The 16,808-nt window shown below is 65.1% G+C and carries 13 protein-coding genes; 7 read left to right on the top strand and 6 right to left on the bottom strand.

The genetic code is table 11. The features are described from left to right. Window positions 1-3: 3 nt before the first annotated feature. Window positions 4-1,044, bottom strand: coding sequence for a rhamnose ABC transporter substrate-binding protein (gene rhaS / locus EWM63_RS07275; protein ID WP_207221260.1), 1,041 nt, complete (start codon window positions 1,042-1,044; stop codon window positions 4-6). Beyond that, entirely contained in the window at window positions 1,041-1,907 is an 867-nt protein-coding gene (locus EWM63_RS07270) for a DeoR/GlpR family DNA-binding transcription regulator (protein WP_130185926.1), read from the bottom strand. The genes rhaS and EWM63_RS07270 overlap by 4 nt, the downstream gene beginning before the upstream one ends. A 306-nt stretch (window positions 1,908-2,213) precedes the next feature. On the opposite strand from EWM63_RS07270, the gene EWM63_RS07265 reads away from it, so the two are divergent. The 5 genes from EWM63_RS07265 (at window position 2,214) to EWM63_RS07245 (ending at window position 8,969) form a co-directional block, all read left to right on the top strand. Further along, window positions 2,214-4,313, top strand: a complete 2,100-nt coding sequence (locus EWM63_RS07265; RefSeq protein WP_130185925.1) for a bifunctional rhamnulose-1-phosphate aldolase/short-chain dehydrogenase — start codon at window positions 2,214-2,216, stop codon at window positions 4,311-4,313. Window positions 4,314-4,407: 94 nt separating this feature from the next. Then, window positions 4,408-5,724 (top strand): L-rhamnose catabolism isomerase, encoded by a 1,317-nt coding sequence (gene rhaI, locus EWM63_RS07260; RefSeq protein WP_130185924.1) that lies wholly within the window; start codon window positions 4,408-4,410, stop codon window positions 5,722-5,724. A 268-nt stretch (window positions 5,725-5,992) separates the two neighbouring features. Beyond that, complete coding sequence (locus tag EWM63_RS07255; RefSeq protein WP_130185923.1) at window positions 5,993-7,426, top strand: glycoside hydrolase family 28 protein; 1,434 nt, start codon at window positions 5,993-5,995, stop codon at window positions 7,424-7,426. Beyond that, entirely contained in the window at window positions 7,423-8,637 is a 1,215-nt protein-coding gene (locus EWM63_RS07250; protein WP_130185922.1) for a glycoside hydrolase family 88/105 protein, read from the top strand. The genes EWM63_RS07255 and EWM63_RS07250 overlap by 4 nt, the downstream gene beginning before the upstream one ends. Next, window positions 8,634-8,969 carry an L-rhamnose mutarotase gene (locus tag EWM63_RS07245; RefSeq protein WP_207221259.1) on the top strand — a complete coding sequence of 112 codons (336 nt, stop codon included), beginning with the start codon at window positions 8,634-8,636 and terminating at the stop codon, window positions 8,967-8,969. Before EWM63_RS07250 ends, EWM63_RS07245 begins: the two co-directional genes overlap by 4 nt. 141 nt (window positions 8,970-9,110) lie before the next feature. Here EWM63_RS07245 and EWM63_RS07240 read toward each other — a convergent pair whose 3' ends face one another. Together EWM63_RS07240 and EWM63_RS07235 are read right to left on the bottom strand one after the other, a co-directional pair. Then, window positions 9,111-9,743 (bottom strand): helix-turn-helix transcriptional regulator, encoded by a 633-nt coding sequence (locus tag EWM63_RS07240; RefSeq protein ID WP_130185921.1) that lies wholly within the window; start codon window positions 9,741-9,743, stop codon window positions 9,111-9,113. A 30-nt stretch (window positions 9,744-9,773) separates the two neighbouring features. After that, a complete protein-coding gene (locus EWM63_RS07235) occupies window positions 9,774-10,658 on the bottom strand; it encodes an alpha/beta hydrolase (protein ID WP_229487783.1) in 885 nt (294 codons plus the stop codon). 48 nt (window positions 10,659-10,706) lie between these two features. On the opposite strand from EWM63_RS07235, the gene EWM63_RS07230 reads away from it, so the two are divergent. Further along, window positions 10,707-11,333 carry a 3-keto-disaccharide hydrolase gene (locus EWM63_RS07230; RefSeq protein ID WP_130185919.1) on the top strand — a complete coding sequence of 209 codons (627 nt, stop codon included), beginning with the start codon at window positions 10,707-10,709 and terminating at the stop codon, window positions 11,331-11,333. Window positions 11,334-11,455: 122 nt separating this feature from the next. Here the strand turns inward: EWM63_RS07230 and EWM63_RS07225 are convergent, their stop codons facing one another. Then, window positions 11,456-12,802 (bottom strand): TolB-like translocation protein, encoded by a 1,347-nt coding sequence (locus tag EWM63_RS07225; RefSeq protein WP_130185918.1) that lies wholly within the window; start codon window positions 12,800-12,802, stop codon window positions 11,456-11,458. A gap of 132 nt (window positions 12,803-12,934) precedes the next feature. On the opposite strand from EWM63_RS07225, the gene EWM63_RS07220 reads away from it, so the two are divergent. Then, entirely contained in the window at window positions 12,935-14,614 is a 1,680-nt protein-coding gene (locus EWM63_RS07220) for a GDSL-type esterase/lipase family protein (protein WP_130185917.1), read from the top strand. Between the two features lie 178 nt (window positions 14,615-14,792). On the opposite strand, the gene EWM63_RS07215 is transcribed toward EWM63_RS07220, so the two are convergent. Continuing rightward, window positions 14,793-16,763 carry a rhamnogalacturonan lyase gene (locus tag EWM63_RS07215; RefSeq protein ID WP_207221258.1) on the bottom strand — a complete coding sequence of 657 codons (1,971 nt, stop codon included), beginning with the start codon at window positions 16,761-16,763 and terminating at the stop codon, window positions 14,793-14,795. Window positions 16,764-16,808: the final 45 nt, after the last annotated feature.

Raw genomic sequence — 16,808 nt, 5'->3', positions numbered from 1 at the left:
GGCTTAGAAAATCTTGGCGAATTTGTCGACGTTGTCGCGGTTGTACGTGAACGGTTCGGCCATCGCGGCCTCGCCTTTCCCGTCGATCGCGATATTGCCCATCCGGCCCGCGGCGAACTTGCCGCCGGCCTTCGCATCCGGTGCTCCCTTGACGAAGTCGTAGGCGGCATAGGTGGCCGCATAGCCCAGGTCGATCGGATTCCAGATCGCGAATTCCTTCACGGCGCCGCTCTTCACGTGGCCGGCCATCTCCGAGGGCAGGCCCAGGCCCGTGACGAACACCTTGCCCACGACGTTCTCGTCGACGACGGCTTTCGATGCCGCCACGATGCCGACCGTCGTCGGCGCGATGATCGCCTTCAGGTTCGGGTAGCTGCGCAGCAGGCCGATCGCCTCGCGGTAGCTTTTATCGGACTGGTCGTCACCGTAGGTGGTGGCCACCAGTTTGAGCTTCGAGAATTCCGGTGTGGCGAGCTGCGACTTCATCACGTCGATCCAGATGTTCTGGTTCGTGGCCTGCGCCGAGGCGGACAGGATCGCGATCTCGCCGGCGCCGCCGATCGAATCGGCCGCCATCTGCAGCTGCTTGCGGGCGATCAGTTCGGCGTTGGAGGGATTCAGCTGCATGAGGCGGCCTTCCTGCGCCAGGCCGCTGTCGAACGACACCACCTTGATCCCGCGCTGCATCGCCTTCTTGGCGATCGGCACGAGCGCGTTCGGGTCGTTCGCGGAAATGACGATCGCATGGACCTTCTGGCTGATCAGCGAGTTGACGATTTCGATCTGGCCTTCGGCCGATGGCGTGGTCGGGCCGGTATAGATGATCTCGACATCCTTCAGCTGGCCCGCGGCTTCCTTGGCGCCCGTGTGGGCGGCGTCGAAAAAGCCGTTGCCCAGGCTTTTCACGACCATCGCGATCTTTACTTTCTCGCCGTTGGCGACGGCGCCGGCGGCGGCGCCGTCAGTCTTCTGGCCGCAGCCCGTGATGCCCGTCGCAGCCACCGCGGCAGCCAGCGCTGCGTAGATAAAAGTCTTGCGTTTCAATGTGCAGCCTCCGGATGGAACAGCGATGACGCGGGGAAGTCGAACCCGTGCGGGAATTGCAGCGACCCGACCTGGGTCGGCACGGGTTCGGGCGCCACGGTCACGACCTTGACACCGGACTGTTCGAGCAGCTGGACGGCGGCGTCCGAGGCATGGGTATCCGTGATCACGCACGACACGCGATCGAGGCCGCACAGGATCAGGCCGGCCTTCTTGGCGAACTTGGAGCTGTCCGCCAGCACGATCAGTTCCTCGGCCTGGCCGATCAGGCGCTTTTCGGCCTGGATCAGCAGCGGGTCGGCTTCCATGAGGCCCAGCAGCGACAGGCCATACACGCTCATGAACATCTTGGCCGCATAATGGTGCTGCGTGATGTCGTTGTCGAACGGCGAAAGGATCACGTTCTGCTCACGGTACACCTTGCCGCCCGGGAGGATCACTTCGTTTTCCGACGACAGCAGCAGGCGCTCGGCCATCAGGAACGAATTCGTGAGGATCTTCAGGTGCTTGTCGACCAGGAAATCGGCCATCATGAACGTGGTGGTGCCACCGTTGATGACGATCGTTTCGCCTTCCTCGCACATGCCCGCCGCGTAGCGGGCAATGGCGCGCTTGCGGTCGGCAAAGCACTGGATGTTGTGTTCGAAGGTTTCGCTCGTGAGCGTGAGGTTGCGCTTTTTCTGCGCCAGGTTTGCCGCGCCGCCGCGGGTGCGGGTCAGCAGGTTGCGCGCGGCGAGCCAGCTGATGTCGCGGCGCACAGTGGCAGGGGAAGCGCTCAGCCATTCGACCAGCTGGGGAACGCTGGCGGTCTGGTGCTCGACGAGCAGTTTGAGCAAACGTTTACGGCGCTTGTGATTCACCATGTTTCCGTCTCCTTGTCGTGATCCTACTTCCCGGCGGGTGCCGTGAGTGGTCTATTTATTAAGGGCAAGCCTAAACCCTTTCAAACCCTCAGGTCAATCACCCGGCGATCAATTGAGTGATTTTCTTTCAAACTGTCGCGTCACGTTCTAATCATTTCGCTCAAGTAAATGATTAATTCATTCTTGGTCACGATGTTGAGCGCTTGTGCATTGACACCCCCGCAGGCTCTGATTTCTACTGACTCCGCTTGCTCAAACGGTCGAATCCGGGGGCAAAACCGAATGCAAATCAACGATGGAGACCACATGAACCAACCGAAGCAGAAACAGCCCATCACGTCGCTGTGGGATGACGCGAAGGCCGCAACGATGAGCGAACCGGAGCTGTTGCTGTACCGTTCCAACCTGCTGGGCTCGGACCTGCGCATCACCAATTTCGGCGGCGGCAACACGTCGGCCAAGGTGATGATGGATGACCCGCTGACGGGCGAAAAAGTCGAGGTACTGTGGGTGAAGGGCTCGGGCGGCGACCTGGGCAGCATCAAGCTGGACGGCTTCTCGACGCTGTACCTGGACAAGCTGCACGCGCTGAAGAAGCGCTACCGCGGCCTGGCGAACGAAGATGAAATGGTCGGCTACCTGCCGCACGCCACGTTCAACCTGAACCCGCGCGCCGCGTCGATCGACACCCCGCTGCACGCCTACATCAACAAGAAGCACGTCGACCACATGCACCCGGATTCGGTGATCGCCATCGCCGCCACGGCCAACAGCCGCGCGCTGACGGAAAAGATCTTCGAAGGCGTGCTGGGCTGGCTGCCATGGAAGCGCCCGGGCTTCGACCTGGGCCTGGACCTGGAAAAGCTGTCGACCGAGCAGCCGAACCTGAAAGGCATCATCCTGGAAGGCCACGGCCTGTTCACCTGGGGCGACACCGCCAAGGAAGCCTACGAAACGACGCTGGCGATCATCAAGCGCGCCGAGGAATGGCTGGAAGCGAACATCGCCCAGCCCGTGTTCGGCGGCCAGCAGCACCAGGCCCTGCCGCCCGCGGAGCGCGCCGCGTTCGCCGCGAAACTGATGCCTCTGCTGCGCGGCAAGATCAGCAAGACCGAATACAAGCTGGGCCACTTCGAGGATTCCGACACGATCCTGGAATTCGTCAACTCGAAGGACCTGGCACCGCTGGCGGCGCTGGGCACCTCGTGCCCCGACCACTTCCTGCGCACGAAGATCCGCCCGTTCGTCGTCGACTTCGACCCGACGAAGCCGGACTTCGACGCCGTGGCCGCCGGCCTGGATGACGCGCTGGAAGCCTACCGCGCCGACTACACGGCCTATTACGAGCGCTGCAAGCGAGACAACAGCCCGGCCGTGCGTGACGCGAACCCGATCATCTACCTGATCCCGGGCGTGGGCATGCTGTCGTTCGCGAAAGACAAGGCAACCGCCCGTATCGCCGGCGAGTTCTACGTCAACGCGATCAACGTGATGCGCGGCGCGAACGGTGTCGACAAGTACGTGGGCCTGCCGGAGCAGGAAGCGTTCGACATCGAATACTGGCTGCTGGAAGAAGCCAAGCTGCAGCGCATGCCGAAGCCGAAATCGCTGGCCGGCCGCATCGCGGTCGTCACCGGCGGCGCCGGCGGCATCGGCCAGGCGGTGGCGAAGCAACTGCTGTCCGAAGGCGCCTGCGTGCTGCTGACCGACATCGACGGCGGCGCACTCGAAGAGGCGAAAAGCTCCCTGGCCAAGGTGGCCGGCAAGGACAACGTGGCCACGATCACCGGCAACATCACCAGCGAAGAGCAGGTGGAAGCCGTGTTCACGGAATCGGCACTGCGCTTCGGCGGCGTCGACCTGCTGATTTCGAACGCCGGCATCGCCTCGTCGGCACCGCTGGAAGACACCACGCTGGAAGTGTGGGACCGCAACCAGGATATCCTCGTCAAGGGCTACTTCCTGGCCAGCCGCGCCGCCTTCCGCATGATGAAGACGCAAAAGCTGGGCGGCTCGATGGTGTTCGTCGCCTCGAAGAACGGCCTCGTGGCATCGGCCGGCGCATCGGCCTACTGCACCGCGAAAGCCGCCGAGATCCACCTGGCGCGCTGCGTGGCGCTGGAAGGCGCACCGCTGGGCATCCGCGTCAACGTGGTGAACCCGGACGCCGTGATCAAGGGCTCGAAGATCTGGGACGGCAAGTGGAAGCAGGAGCGCGCCCAGTCCAACAAGATCGAGGCCGACGACGTGGAAGCCTTCTACCGCGACCGCAGCATGCTCAAGCGCTCGGTGCTGCCGGAAGATATCGCCGAAGCCGTGTACTTCCTGTCCAGCGACAAGGCCGGCAAGAGCACGGGCAACGTGCTGAACGTGGATGCCGGCAACGCCGCTGCGTTCACCCGCTGATCGCTGTCAGCCGGAAGCATTTGCCACATAATACAAATAGCCAAACGCAAGCCGCCGCGCCCCGTCGCGGCGGCGGTACTTGAAGGAGACGAACATGACCGACATTAAGAACCCCGTGATCGACGCGAACCTGGTCGCCGAGCACAACGCGCAGCAGCAGGCGAACCTGCAGGCCGACTACGACGCGCTGGGCGGCATGCTGTCGCGCCGCGGCGTCGACATCGAACAACTGACGGCCCTGGCCGGCACCTTCGCGGTAGCGGTACCCAGCTGGGGCGCCGGCACCGGCGGCACCCGCTTCGCCCGCTTCCCGGGCCGCGGCGAGCCGCGCAACGTGTTCGAAAAGATGGAAGACTGCGCCGTGATCAACCAGCTCACGCGCGCCACGCCGGCCGTGTCGCTGCACTTTCCGTGGGACCGCACCGACGACCCGGCGGCGCTGAAGGAAATCGCCGACGGCTACGGCCTGGGCTTCGACGCCGTGAATTCGAATACCTTCCAGGACCAGCAGGGCCAGGACCACACGTACAAGTACGGCAGCCTGTCGGCGCAATCGGGCGCGGCCCGCGCGCAGGCCGTGCAGCACAACATCGACTGCATCGAACTGGGCCAGAAGCTGGGCTCGAAGGCGCTGACCGTGTGGGTGGGCGACGGCGCCAACTTCCCCGGCCAGAACAACCTGCGCGGCTCGCTGGAACGCTACCTGGACAGCATGCGCGACATCTACGGCGCGCTGCCGGCCGACTGGAACGTGTTCATCGAACACAAGCTGTTCGAGCCGGCGTTCTACGCCACCGTGATCGCCGACTGGGGCACGAGCTTCGCCTGCGCCCAGGAACTGGGCCCGAAGGCGAAATGCCTGGTCGACCTGGGCCACCACGCGCCGAACACGAACATCGAAATGATCGTGGCGCGCCTCGCGCAATTCGGCAAGCTGGGCGGCTTCCACTTCAACGACAGCAAGTACGGCGACGACGACCTGGATTCCGGCTCGATCAACCCGTTCCAGCTGTTCCTGGTCTTCAACGAACTGGCCGACGCGGCCGAGCGGGCGAAGAGCGGCCTCACGGACTTCAACCCGGCCTACATGCTGGACCAGTCGCACAACGTGACCGACCCGATCGAAAGCCTGATGTCGTCCGCCGTGGAAGTGCAGCGCGCCTTCGTGCAGGCCGCGCTGGTGGACCGCAACGCGCTGCGCGCGTTCCAGGAATCGAACGACGTGCTGAACGCCGCGCAGACGCTGAAGAAAGCCTACCGCACCGACGTATCCGCGATCCTCGCCATGGCCCGCGTGCGCGCCGGCGGCGCCGCCGACCCGGTCGCGGCCTACCGCTCTTCCGGCTACCGCGACGGCGCCGCCGAGCGGCGCCCGGCCAAGGCCGGCGCGAGCAGCAGCGGCATCGTCTAAGCCTTGTCGTTCATGCCTGCCCACGCTTCGGCCATGGGCAGGCTTTTGCACGTCTGTATGAAGAGTCGCCGGCGGCGAAGTACTGGTGTCTGACACTATTTCCGGACGATTCACCCGGAAATAGTGTCAGACACCGGTTTTCCTCACCGCCAGCGACGGCGCATGAGAACACCGGTGTCTGACACCTTTTCCGGAAAATGCGCCCGGAAAAAGTGTCAGACACCAGGCCCTCCTGCGCCGACACTATAAAAACACAGGAGGAGACCAGATGACCCACTGGCTACGCGCGCTTGCAGCAATCATGCTGTCCGCCGCGTTCACCATCGCCCACGCCGCGAACTTCAGCGTCGAAAAATACGGCGCGAAACCCGACGGCAAGACCATGAACACCCAGGCCATCCAGGCCACCATCGATGCCGCCGCGAAGAAAGGCGGCACCGTCACATTCCCCGCCGGCATCTATCTCACGGGCTCGATCTTCGTGAAAAGCGGCGTCACGCTGAAGGTCGGCAAGGGCGTCACCCTGCTGGGATCGCAGGACATCAAGGACTACCCGGTGCTGCCCACCCGCATCGCCGGCATCGAGATGAAATGGCCGGCGGCGCTGGTCAACGTCTACCAGCAGAACAACGCGAAGATCGAAGGCGAGGGCACGATCGATGGCGACGGCAAGGTGTTCTGGGACAGCTACTGGACCTTGCGCAAGCAATATGAGCCGCGCGGCCTGCGCTGGGCTTCCGACTACGATGCGCAGCGCCCACGCCTGATCCAGGTGTTCGACTCGAAGGACGTGAAACTAGGTGGCGGCCTGCTGCTCAAGCGCGCCGGCTTCTGGACCGTGCATATCTGCTATTCGGAAGGCGTGACGATCGACGGCGTCATCATCCGCAACAACCAGGATGGCCTTGGCCCTTCGACGGACGGCATCGACATCGACTCCTCGAAGAAGATCCTCGTGCAGAACGCCGACATCGACGTCAACGACGATGCGCTGTGCATGAAGGCGGGCCGCGATTCGGATGGCCTGCGCGTTGGCCGCCGCACCGAGGATGTGGTGGTGCGCGACTCGATCGTCCGCTCCGGCGCGGCCGGCTTTACCTTCGGCAGCGAAACGTCGGGCGGCTTCCGCAACATCGAGGCCTACAACATCACGGTGCTCGACAAGGTGCCGGTCGGCATCCTGTTGAAGTCCGCCCACACGCGCGGCGGCTACGGCGAGAACATCCGGCTGCACGACTTCACGATGAAGGGCACGCCGGTGGTGCTGCGCATCACGATGAACTGGAACCCCAGCTACAGCTACGCGAAGATCCCGGACGACGTGAAGGACGTGCCGCCGTACTGGAAGGTGCTGGCCACGCCGGTGCCGAAGGAGCGGGGCATGGCGCAGCTGCGTGACGTGCAAATCTGGAACATCAAGGCGACCGGCGCGAAGACGGCGTTCGAGGTGGACAGCTACAAGGAAAAGCCGGCCACGCGCTTCAGCCTGAAAAACCTGGATATCCAGGCGGAGCAGGGCGGCCACCTCTACGATATCGCCGACTGGACGTTTGAAAATGCGCAGCTCAAGCTGGGCAAGCCGGTCGAGATGGAAGACGGAAAGGCCGTGCGCGGCCTCGCCGAAGGCAGCTTCGTGGTGCAGCCGCGCCCGATCAAGGAAGATCCCTCCAAGAAAAGCTTTGAAGAACAGGACAAGTCATGAAGAATCGTTTCACTACGCTGGCAGTTGCCGTTCTGACCCTGTGCGCGAGCACCGCGCTGCATGCCCAGTCGCCGAAAGTGGACTACCCGCAGCCGACGGCCGCCATGCAGGCGATCATCGACAAGGATATCCGCCGCAAGTTCGGCGATGCGCCGGAAGACGCGGGTCCGCTGGCCAAGGACCTGTCGCCGGCCATCACGAAGAAGGATATCGACAAGGTGCTGCGCAAGGTGGCTGACTGGCAGCTGCGCCGCACCATGGAATACACGGACCAGATCTGGACCGCGAGCGTGACCTACGCGGGCTTCATGGACGCGTCGAAGGCGACGGGCGATCCGAAGTACCGCGACGCGATGCTCAAGCTGGCGAAAGGCTTCGACTGGACGCTGCGTGCCGGCCAGTACCCGAACGCGGACGACATCAGCATCGGCCAGATGTACCTGGACCTGTACCTGCAGGAACCGAGCCCGGAAAAGATCGCCGTGCTGAAGAAATACCTGGACGTGCTGATCGACCTGGATACGTTGCGCCCGAACGATCCGCGCCTGCCATGGTGGTGGTGCGACGCGCTGTTCATGGCGCCGCCCGTGTGGCTGAAGATGGCGCAGGCCACCGGCGAGCAGCGCTACGCCGACTATGTGCACGAACAGTGGAAGAAGACGTATGACCTGCTGTACGACAAGGAAGAGCACCTGTTCGCCCGCGACACCGCCTACGAAGACCCGAACAAGCGCGAGCCGAACGGCAAGAAGATCTTCTGGTCGCGCGGCGAAGGCTGGGTGATGGCTGGCCTGGCCAAGGTGCTGGACCTCACGCCGAAGAACGATCCGAACCGCCAGTTCTACGTGCAGCAGCTGCAGGAAATGTCGGCCAAGCTGGCGTCGATCCAGGACGAGAACGGCGAATGGCACGCCGGTTTGCTCGACCCGCAGGCATGGCCGCTGGCCGAAACGTCGGGTGCGGCCATGTTCATCCATGGCATGGCGTACGGCGTGAACAACGGCTACCTGGACGAGAAGACCTACCGCCCGGTGATCGAAAAGGCGTGGACCGCGCTGGTGAAGAACCATATCTACGCCGATGGCCGCCTGGGCGGCATCCAGCAGACGGGCGCCGAGCCGGCCCACTACCGGCCGTCGTCGAGCTACAACTACGGCGTGGGCGGCTTCATGCAGGCCGCGGCGGAACTGAAGAAGATGGCGATCAAATGACGGGATTCACTACCAAAGCGTTCAAGATGCAGCTGAAGCCCGGCGTTGTGGAGGAATACAGGCGCCGGCACGACGAGCTGTGGTCCGACCTTGCCGCCGCTCTCGACGGCGCCGGCATCTTCGACTATTCCATCTTCCTCGACGAAGACACGCTGTCGCTGTTCGCCGTGCTGAAGGTTCGCGATGGCGCGCCGATCGCGGAGTTGCCGCAGCAGCCTGTGATGAAGCGGTGGTGGGATTACATGGCGCCGTTGATGGAAGTCGAACCGGGTAATCGCCCCAAGGAGTGGGCGCTGCCGCAGATGTTTCACTTTGCGGGCCGACCCGCTTGACGTAGCACGCGGCATCAAACCGGTCGGTCCGCCGCAGCGGTCTGACACCTTTTTCTGGAAGATTCACCCAGAAAAAGGTGTCAGACACCGGTGTTCGGCGGCCAACAGCTACGGCGTGAAGCGATCGGCACGCACGCTCGCCTACTTCACATCGTTATACGCCGTCGCCCTTGAGATGCCCAGATGCGCAGCCGCGATCTCCATCGCCCGCCGCACTTCGAGAAAGCCGGCAGCCTTCAGCTCGCGCATCAGCGCGCGCCGGTCCTCGGCCTTCAGCAGTTGCGGCGAAGCGGCCAGGCCGGCCGCGTACTGGTCGATGCGGCGCCGGATCGCCTCGGCATTGGCCGGGTCCAGCGATTCCTGGAACGGCGCCGTGCCGGTGGCGCCGAACTGCTGCAAAGCGTTCTGCATGGAGCGGAACAGCGACATGTCCACGTTCAGGCACAGCGCCGCCACGTAGTTTCCCTGCCCATCCTTGATGCCGATGGACGTGCTCTTGGCGGGCCGGCCGTCCGCGAACCGGTTCGCGTAGTTGGCCACCACCTGCGGATAGCTGCTGTCGGCGATGCGCGCCAGCCCCAGCTCCGTGGCCGGATCGCCGGGCGCCCGGCCGGACAGGTTGTTGTGGATGGCGAGGATCGCGTGGTCCGGGTCGCGCAAATCGTGCACCACGACTTCGCAGAAGGGCGCGAAGGTTTGCGCCAGGCCCTGGGCGACCTGGTCCAGCTGGGCGATCAGCGCGGCGGCATCGGATTCAATGGGAAGCTTGGACATGCGGGCATTGTATCCGGTGCCGGCCTATGCTTACTTCGCCGGTGCGGCCGGTGTCAGCAGGCCGCGGGCGCGCAGCCATTCCTCGGCGCGGCGCGGCCACTGCGAAGCGTTGGCCAGGCCGTCGCGCATGCCCATGCCGTGGGCGCCCTGCTCGAACAGGTACATCTCGGCCGGCACCTTGTTCTTCGTGAGCGCCTGGTAGAACAGGACGCTGTTCTCGACCGGCACGGCGGTATCGGCCTGCGTGTGGATCAGCAGCGTGGGCGGCGTCTGCGGGGTGACCTGGCGGTCGATGGACATCAGCTGCACGAGTTCCTTCGACGGCTTGTCGCCCATCAGCGCCTTGCGCGAACCCATGTGCGCGGCCGGGCCTTCCATCGCGATCACCGGGTACATCAGCACGAGGAAATCAGGGCGGGCGCTGACCTTGTCGAGGGCCGTGCCGGTGCGGCCGGCCGGGTTGTCGAACAGCGTGCCGGCGCTGGCCGCGAGGTGGCCGCCAGCGGAACTGCCCATCACGCCGATGCGGTTCGGGTCGATCCCGAATTCGGCCGCGCGCGAACGGATCAGGCGCACGGCGCGCAGCACGTCCTGCAGCGGGGCGGGGTGGCCGTACTCCTGCATGCGGTAGTTCAGCACGAACGTCGTCACGCCAAGGGTGCTGAGCCAGGTCGCGTACTGGGTCCCCTCCCGGTCGACCGACTGGCGCACGTAGCCGCCGCCTGGCGCCACGATGATCGCGGTGCCGTTCGGGCGATCGACCGCGGGCCCCACCAGCGTGAGTGTGGGGTTCGACGTGTTCTGGATATAGCCCTTGCCGTTTTGCTCGGGGCCGATATCCTTCAGGCCGGGCACGCCTTCGGGCCACAGGGGAAAGACGTTGGGATTCGCAGCGGAAGCGCAGGAAAAAGTCATGGCAAGCAGGATGGGAAGGATGAATTTTTTCATGGGAGAAGAAGTGTAATGATCAGAAAGATATTGTGCACGGGACTGCTGGCTTTGTGTGTGTCGGCAGGCGCGGAAAGCCTGTTCGACGCGCGTGGCCTTGCTGGCTGGGAATTGCGCACCGATCCCGCCGCCGCCGCGGCCGATGTGTTCCACCTGCTGCCCGATGGCGTGATCGGAACGGCCGGCAAGCCGTCGGGCTTCCTGGCCACCAGGGGAAGCTACCGCAACTACCGGCTGCACGTCGAATGGCGCTGGACGGACAAGCCGGGCAACGGCGGCGTGCTGCTGCACATCTCCGACGGGCCGATGGACCGCGTGTGGCCGACGAGCGTGCAAGTGCAGACGAAGCACGGCGCCGCCGGCGACCTGCTGCCAATGGCCTCCGCCACGTTCGCCGAACCGCCCACCAGCGCCCCCGGCACCCAGCCCGTCATCAAGGCGCGCACCGGTGACAACAGCGAACGCCCCGCCGGCGAATGGAACAGCGCCGACATCGTCTGCCGCGACGGCACCATCGAAGTCGCCATCAACGGCGTCGCCCAGAACCGCATCACGAAGGCCCAACCTGCCGAGGGCCGCATCGGCTTCCAGCTCGAAGGCGCCCCCTACCAGTTGCGCAACGTCACGCTGGAAAAACTGTAACCACGGCAAAACAGGGGACGTACCCCTGTTTCAAGGAAACGTTCCGCTGTCCGCGACGCTGGCAGTCCGATGGCCAGGGTAGTTGCCTGCAAACAGGGGTACGTCCCCAGTTTTGTTCGCTGTTAATGTTTTCGCTTCAGCCAATCCTTCGGCACCGGCACCACGACGATGTTCATTGCCTTGCCATCGGCGGACAGCATGGCGGACTGGATCTGGATCTTCGTGCCGGCCGCGTTGAAGGTGGGATGCGGATGGTCGGCGGCGGTGTCCTTGTGGCCGGTCGTGAGCAGCTTCATCTCGCGGGTCTTCCGGTCGATCAGCCACAGCGACCGCGAAAAATCGTCGCCGACTGCAAAGCGGCCGTCGGGCGAGCCGTGCACGTGCCACAGGCCGCTGCCGGAAGGCGTCTGTCCCGCGATCGTCATCTCGCGGGTGCGCAGGTTGACGATGGCGAGCCCGGTCGGCTTTTCGCGCGTGCCGGCGTCGCCCCAGGCGGCATCCTGCCCTGGATTGGCGCCGTAGACGCCGGTCGCGGGTGCGGCCACGCCGCCGCCGCCATCCTTCACGGGGCGGTGACCCATCAGCGCCATCGCCACTTCATCCTTCGTAATCACCGCCTCGTGCGTTACCCATTCGTACGGCGCTTCCGGATACAGCGGGCGCAGGCCGGTGCCGTCGGACCGCACGGTCCACGTGCGCTGCGGCGACTTGCCGCCGGTCTCCCAGCAGAACACGATCTCGCCAGGGTTCCACAGGTTGGCCTGGATATGGCCGATCTGGAAGCCTACCGAGACCACGTGCCGGATTTCACCTGTCTTGACGTTCATCCGCGCGATGCCGTTCGGGCCCGCACCCATATTGCGCGGGCCGAAGTTCTCCTCGATCTTCGCGCCCGCCGGCAGGTGCTTCGCCGCCGCATTGCGGCCCACGCGGAAGTACACCCATTCCTCGTCGGCGTCGAGCGCCATGTCGCCGCCCGCTTCCAGCTCGGCCGGCGTGGTGCCTGCGATGCGCTGATATTCGGCGGCCGGCTTCATCCTGCCGGCGGCGCTGTCGCGGAACACGGCCGCCAGGTCCACCTCCACGATCTGCAGCACGCCCTGTTCGGCGCCGGGGCGCATGAAGAACAGCTTCATCGACTTTTGCGCGATATTGAGCATGCCCGAGTAACCGCCCTCGGTCACCTGCACGATGTCGCCGGTGGCTTCGTTGACGGCCATCGCCTCGCCCTTCACGCGGTTCGAGCGGAACACGAGCCATTTGCCGTCGGATGTCCATTGCGGGTGCGTCGGATAGATCTTTGAATCGCCCTGCGGGGTACTGGTGAGGAACGTCAGCATCGTGCCCGTAACCGGGTCCTTGACGACCTTGCGCTCGGACGGGAAACGCTGGCCGATGCCCGCATGCGCAGCAGTGGTGAGGCAGAGCGCCGCGCAGACGGCGGCGCGCAGCAGGGTGGAGGTGTTCATCGTGTGTGCCCAGGGTGGAAAGGGCCGATTGTGCGCCGGCAAGCACGTTTGCGCATCCTTGCTCCACTCATCTTCCTGATCGTTTGCAAGCCGTCGCGGAGCGCCGCAAAACCGCTGCCTTAGAATGGTTCCATGAAACGCTACCTTCAATCCCTTGTTCTTTTCCTCTTTTGCCACGCGGTGGTCCAGGCCCAGGCCCTTCTGCCGGCGGCGGTGAATACCGATCCGGCCAAGGCACTGGTCGTGCTGCCGGAACCGGCCAACCCGGCGCTGCCATCGCTGATCCTGATCGGCCATTCCACCGTGCGCAATGGCCACGACGACGGCCAGGGCAAGGGCCCGGCCGGCCAGTGGGGCTGGGGCAATCCGATCGCGAACTACTTCGATACGTCGAAGATCAACGTTGTCAACCGCGCCGTCGGCGGGCTGTCGAGCCGCACCTACGTCACCAGCGGCCACTGGCAGCGCACGCTGGCACTGGTCAAGAAGGGCGACGTGGTGCTGATGCAGTTCGGGCACAACGACGCCAGCGCCATCAACGACACCAGCCGCGCGCGCGGCACGATCCGCGGCACCGGCAACGAGACCGAGGAAATCGACAACCTGCTGACGAAGCAGCGCGAAACGGTGCACAGCTATGGCTGGTACCTGACCGACTACATCGCGCAGATCCGCGCGAAGGGCGCCACGCCGGTCGTGGTGTCGCTGATCCCCCGCAAGCGCTGGAGCGAGGATGGAAAAGTGCGCCGCAATGCCGGCGACTACGCGGGCTGGGCGAAGGAAGTGGCGCAGCGGGAGAAAGCGGGCTTCATCGACCTGAACGAACTGGCCGCACGCCGCTACGACGAGATGGGCCGCGACGAGGTGATGAAGCTGTTCCCACTCGTGACGCCGGACGAATCCGTGCACACCAACTGGGCCGGCGCGGACCTGAACGCACGGATCGTCGTCGGCGGCATCAGGGCACTGGGCCTGCAAACGCTCGTTGGCGCATTGAACGAGCGTGGCAAGGCCATCCCGGCCAACGAGGACGAGCGCCCGGTCGTCGACGCGGCAGCCGTAAAAGCCGAGCAGGCCGCGAACAGCGCGCTGCCCACGCTGCACCTGGTCGGCGACTCCACCGTGAAGAGCGGCGGCGCGGGCGGCCATGTCGGCTGGGGCGAGCGCATCGCGCCATACTTCGACGCGGGCAAGGCCAACGTCGTCAACCACGCGATCGGCGGGCGCAGCAGCCGCACGTTCTACACCGAGGGCCGTTGGCAGCGGGTGCTCGACCAGTTGAAAGCCGGCGACGTGGTGGCGATCCAGTTCGGCCACAACGATGGCGGCCGGATCGGCGACCCCGCCATGAAGGGTCGCGCCTCCGGCCCCGGTACCGGCCCCGAGACGGTGGAAGACAGGAAACCCGACGGCACGGTCGAACAGGTGCACACGTTCGGCTGGTACATGGCGCGCTACGTGCAGGATGCCAAGGCAAAGGGCGCGACGGTGGTGGTGCTGTCGCCGGTCCCGCACCGCGACGCATGGCAGGACCGCCGCGACTTCGAGAACTTCGCCCAGTGGGGCCGCGAAGTGGCCCAGCGCCACGGCGCGCAGTTCGTCGACCTGACGATGGTGATCACGGAAGGCTACCGCCGCGCCGGTGCCGGCGTCGTGGACACGTATTTCAGCGATGCGCGCACGCATACCAACGACGCCGGCGCCGCGTTCAACGCCCAGCGCGTGGTCGCCGCCTTGCGCAGCCTGCCGGGCGGGGTGGTGGACAAATGGCTGTCAGCACAAGGCCGGCAGGTGGAAGGCGTGAAGCACTGACAATGCTCGATCTGCCTGGTGTCTGACACTTTTTCCTGGGGCTTTTCAGGAAAAGGTGTCAGACACCGGTTTTCCTCGGCCGGCAGCAAGCGCACGGGAGAACCGGTGTCACACACTTTTATCCAAAAGGCCGGATAAAAATGTCTGACACCAGCGGCTCGAAGGCCGTGGGCACGCGTTACTTCGGCATGCCTTCACCGATGTAGTACGACGGCCAGGGCGGCTGGTTATACGCGGTGTTCTGCCAGGCGATGGCGGCACGGTATTGCGGGTCGTGCATCAGGGTCGTCAGTTTGTGCGTGGTGGGGATGGATGTCGAGTAGATGCGCAGGCTGTTATTGTCGGCCGCGCGCCAGATGACTTCCTCGCGCCAGTCGCCGAACAGGTCCGCGGACAGCGCAGGGTTCGACTTGGTGCCGTTGTTCGACGCGGTGCCTTGCGCGTCGAGCAGCACGTCGGCGCTGCCCGATTGCCAGTTCCACTTGGAGACCTTGGTGCCGTCGAGCAGTTCGCGCTGCAGGTCGCCGTCCCACCACATCATGAAGTTCATCTGGGCCGGCCGGGTCGAAGCAATCACGTTGCCCTTCACGTCGAACAGGTTCGGCGACGCGGCCGACCAGGCTTCGGCGCCCGGGAAGCGGGGATCGATGTCGCCCGTGGCGCCGCGGCCCGTGTCCTTCGTGGCGGGCGTGGACCACAGTACTTCGCCGGTGCGCGCGTCGACCATGGCCGCGCCGCGGTTTTGCGCCATCTGCATGTTCTCGTGCACGCCCCATTTTTCCAGGCCGGGGCGGGTCGGATCGAGGTCGCCCACGTGCATCGCGTCGCCGTGGCCCATGCCGGTCGTCCACAGCGGCTTGCCATCGTCGTCCAGCGCCATCGCGCCATACAGGATCTCGTGCCGGCCGTCGCCATCGAGGTCGGCCACGCTGAGCTGGTGGTTGCCCTGGCCCGAATACCCCTGAGGCACGCCGGCCGCTTCGGAATCGAAGTACCAGCGCTGGCGCAGTTTTCCGCCCGCGAAATCGACGGCGGCGATCGTGGTGCGTGCATAGTAGCCGCGGGCGAAGATGGCGCTCGGGTGCTTGCCGTCCAGCCAGGCGGTGCCGGCCAGGTGACGGTCGGACCGGTTGGCGTAGCCGTCGCCCCAGCGCGCCTTCAGCGCGTCGGCGCCCGGGTTGTCGCCGTCCTCGCCGCGCTTCGACGGGTAGGGAATCGTGTCCAGCACGCGCCCCGTGGCGCCTTCGAACACGGACAGGTATTCCGGCCCCTTCACGATGCGGCCCATGAAGCCAGCCATCAGCTTGCCGTCGTCGGTGAGGCGCGAGCCCGTGCGGTCGGACTGCTCGATTTCTCCGCTGCCGCTGACCCAATTGGCGCCCGCGTCGCCGATGATCCTGCCCGCGCCATCACGCGTACCATCCGCCGTCTTGACGATCAGCTCGGCCTTGCCGTCGCCATCGTAGTCGGCTACCTGGAACTGCGTGTAGTGCGCACCGGCACGGATGTTGCGGCCCAGGTCCACGCGCCACAGCAGCGTGCCATCGAGCCGGTAGGCGTCGAGCAGCACGTTGCCGGTGAAGCCCGCGCAGCAGTTGTCCTTTGATTCGCTCGGGTCCCATTTCAGCACGATCTCGTACTGGCCATCGCCATCGAGGTCGGCCACCGAGGCATCGTTGGCGTTGTACGTGTACTCCTTGCCATCGGCCGTCTTGCCACCGGCCGGGCGCTGCAGCGGCACGGTGAGGAAGCCATCGATGGCCAGCGCCTTGCTGGCCGCGCCTTCCGCGCCGTTGACTACCTCGCGCACCTCGTAGCTGCCGGCGCCGCCGGCCGTATCGACGTAATTGGTGGACGTGGCGACCGGTTCGCCATTGAGCTTTTTACCATCGCGATAGACGTTGAACGCCAGTCCCGGCGCATCGGTCGCCAGCGAACGCCAGCTCACCAGCGTGCCGTCCCTGCCACGTACGGCGACAGTGCCGCGATCCAGCTTCTCCAGCTGCATGGTCGTTTTCGCCGGCACCATCGCGGTGGCGATCGCTGTTCCGGCACCGGGCGCCGCCACGTTCGCCGTACCCGTGGTGCCGCAGGCGGCCAGCATCGCCGCCGCGACGGCGGTCGCGCAAAGGGTCATCGTTGTTTTCAATATCTGTCTCCTGCGATGAAAAAAAACGGCTGCGGTCCCGCATGG

The organism is Pseudoduganella lutea, assembly GCF_004209755.1.
GTDB classification, from domain to species: domain Bacteria; phylum Pseudomonadota; class Gammaproteobacteria; order Burkholderiales; family Burkholderiaceae_D; genus Rugamonas; species Rugamonas lutea.
The sequence above is the reverse complement of the archived record's forward strand: the minus strand, read 5'-3'. Positions and strand labels throughout refer to the sequence as shown.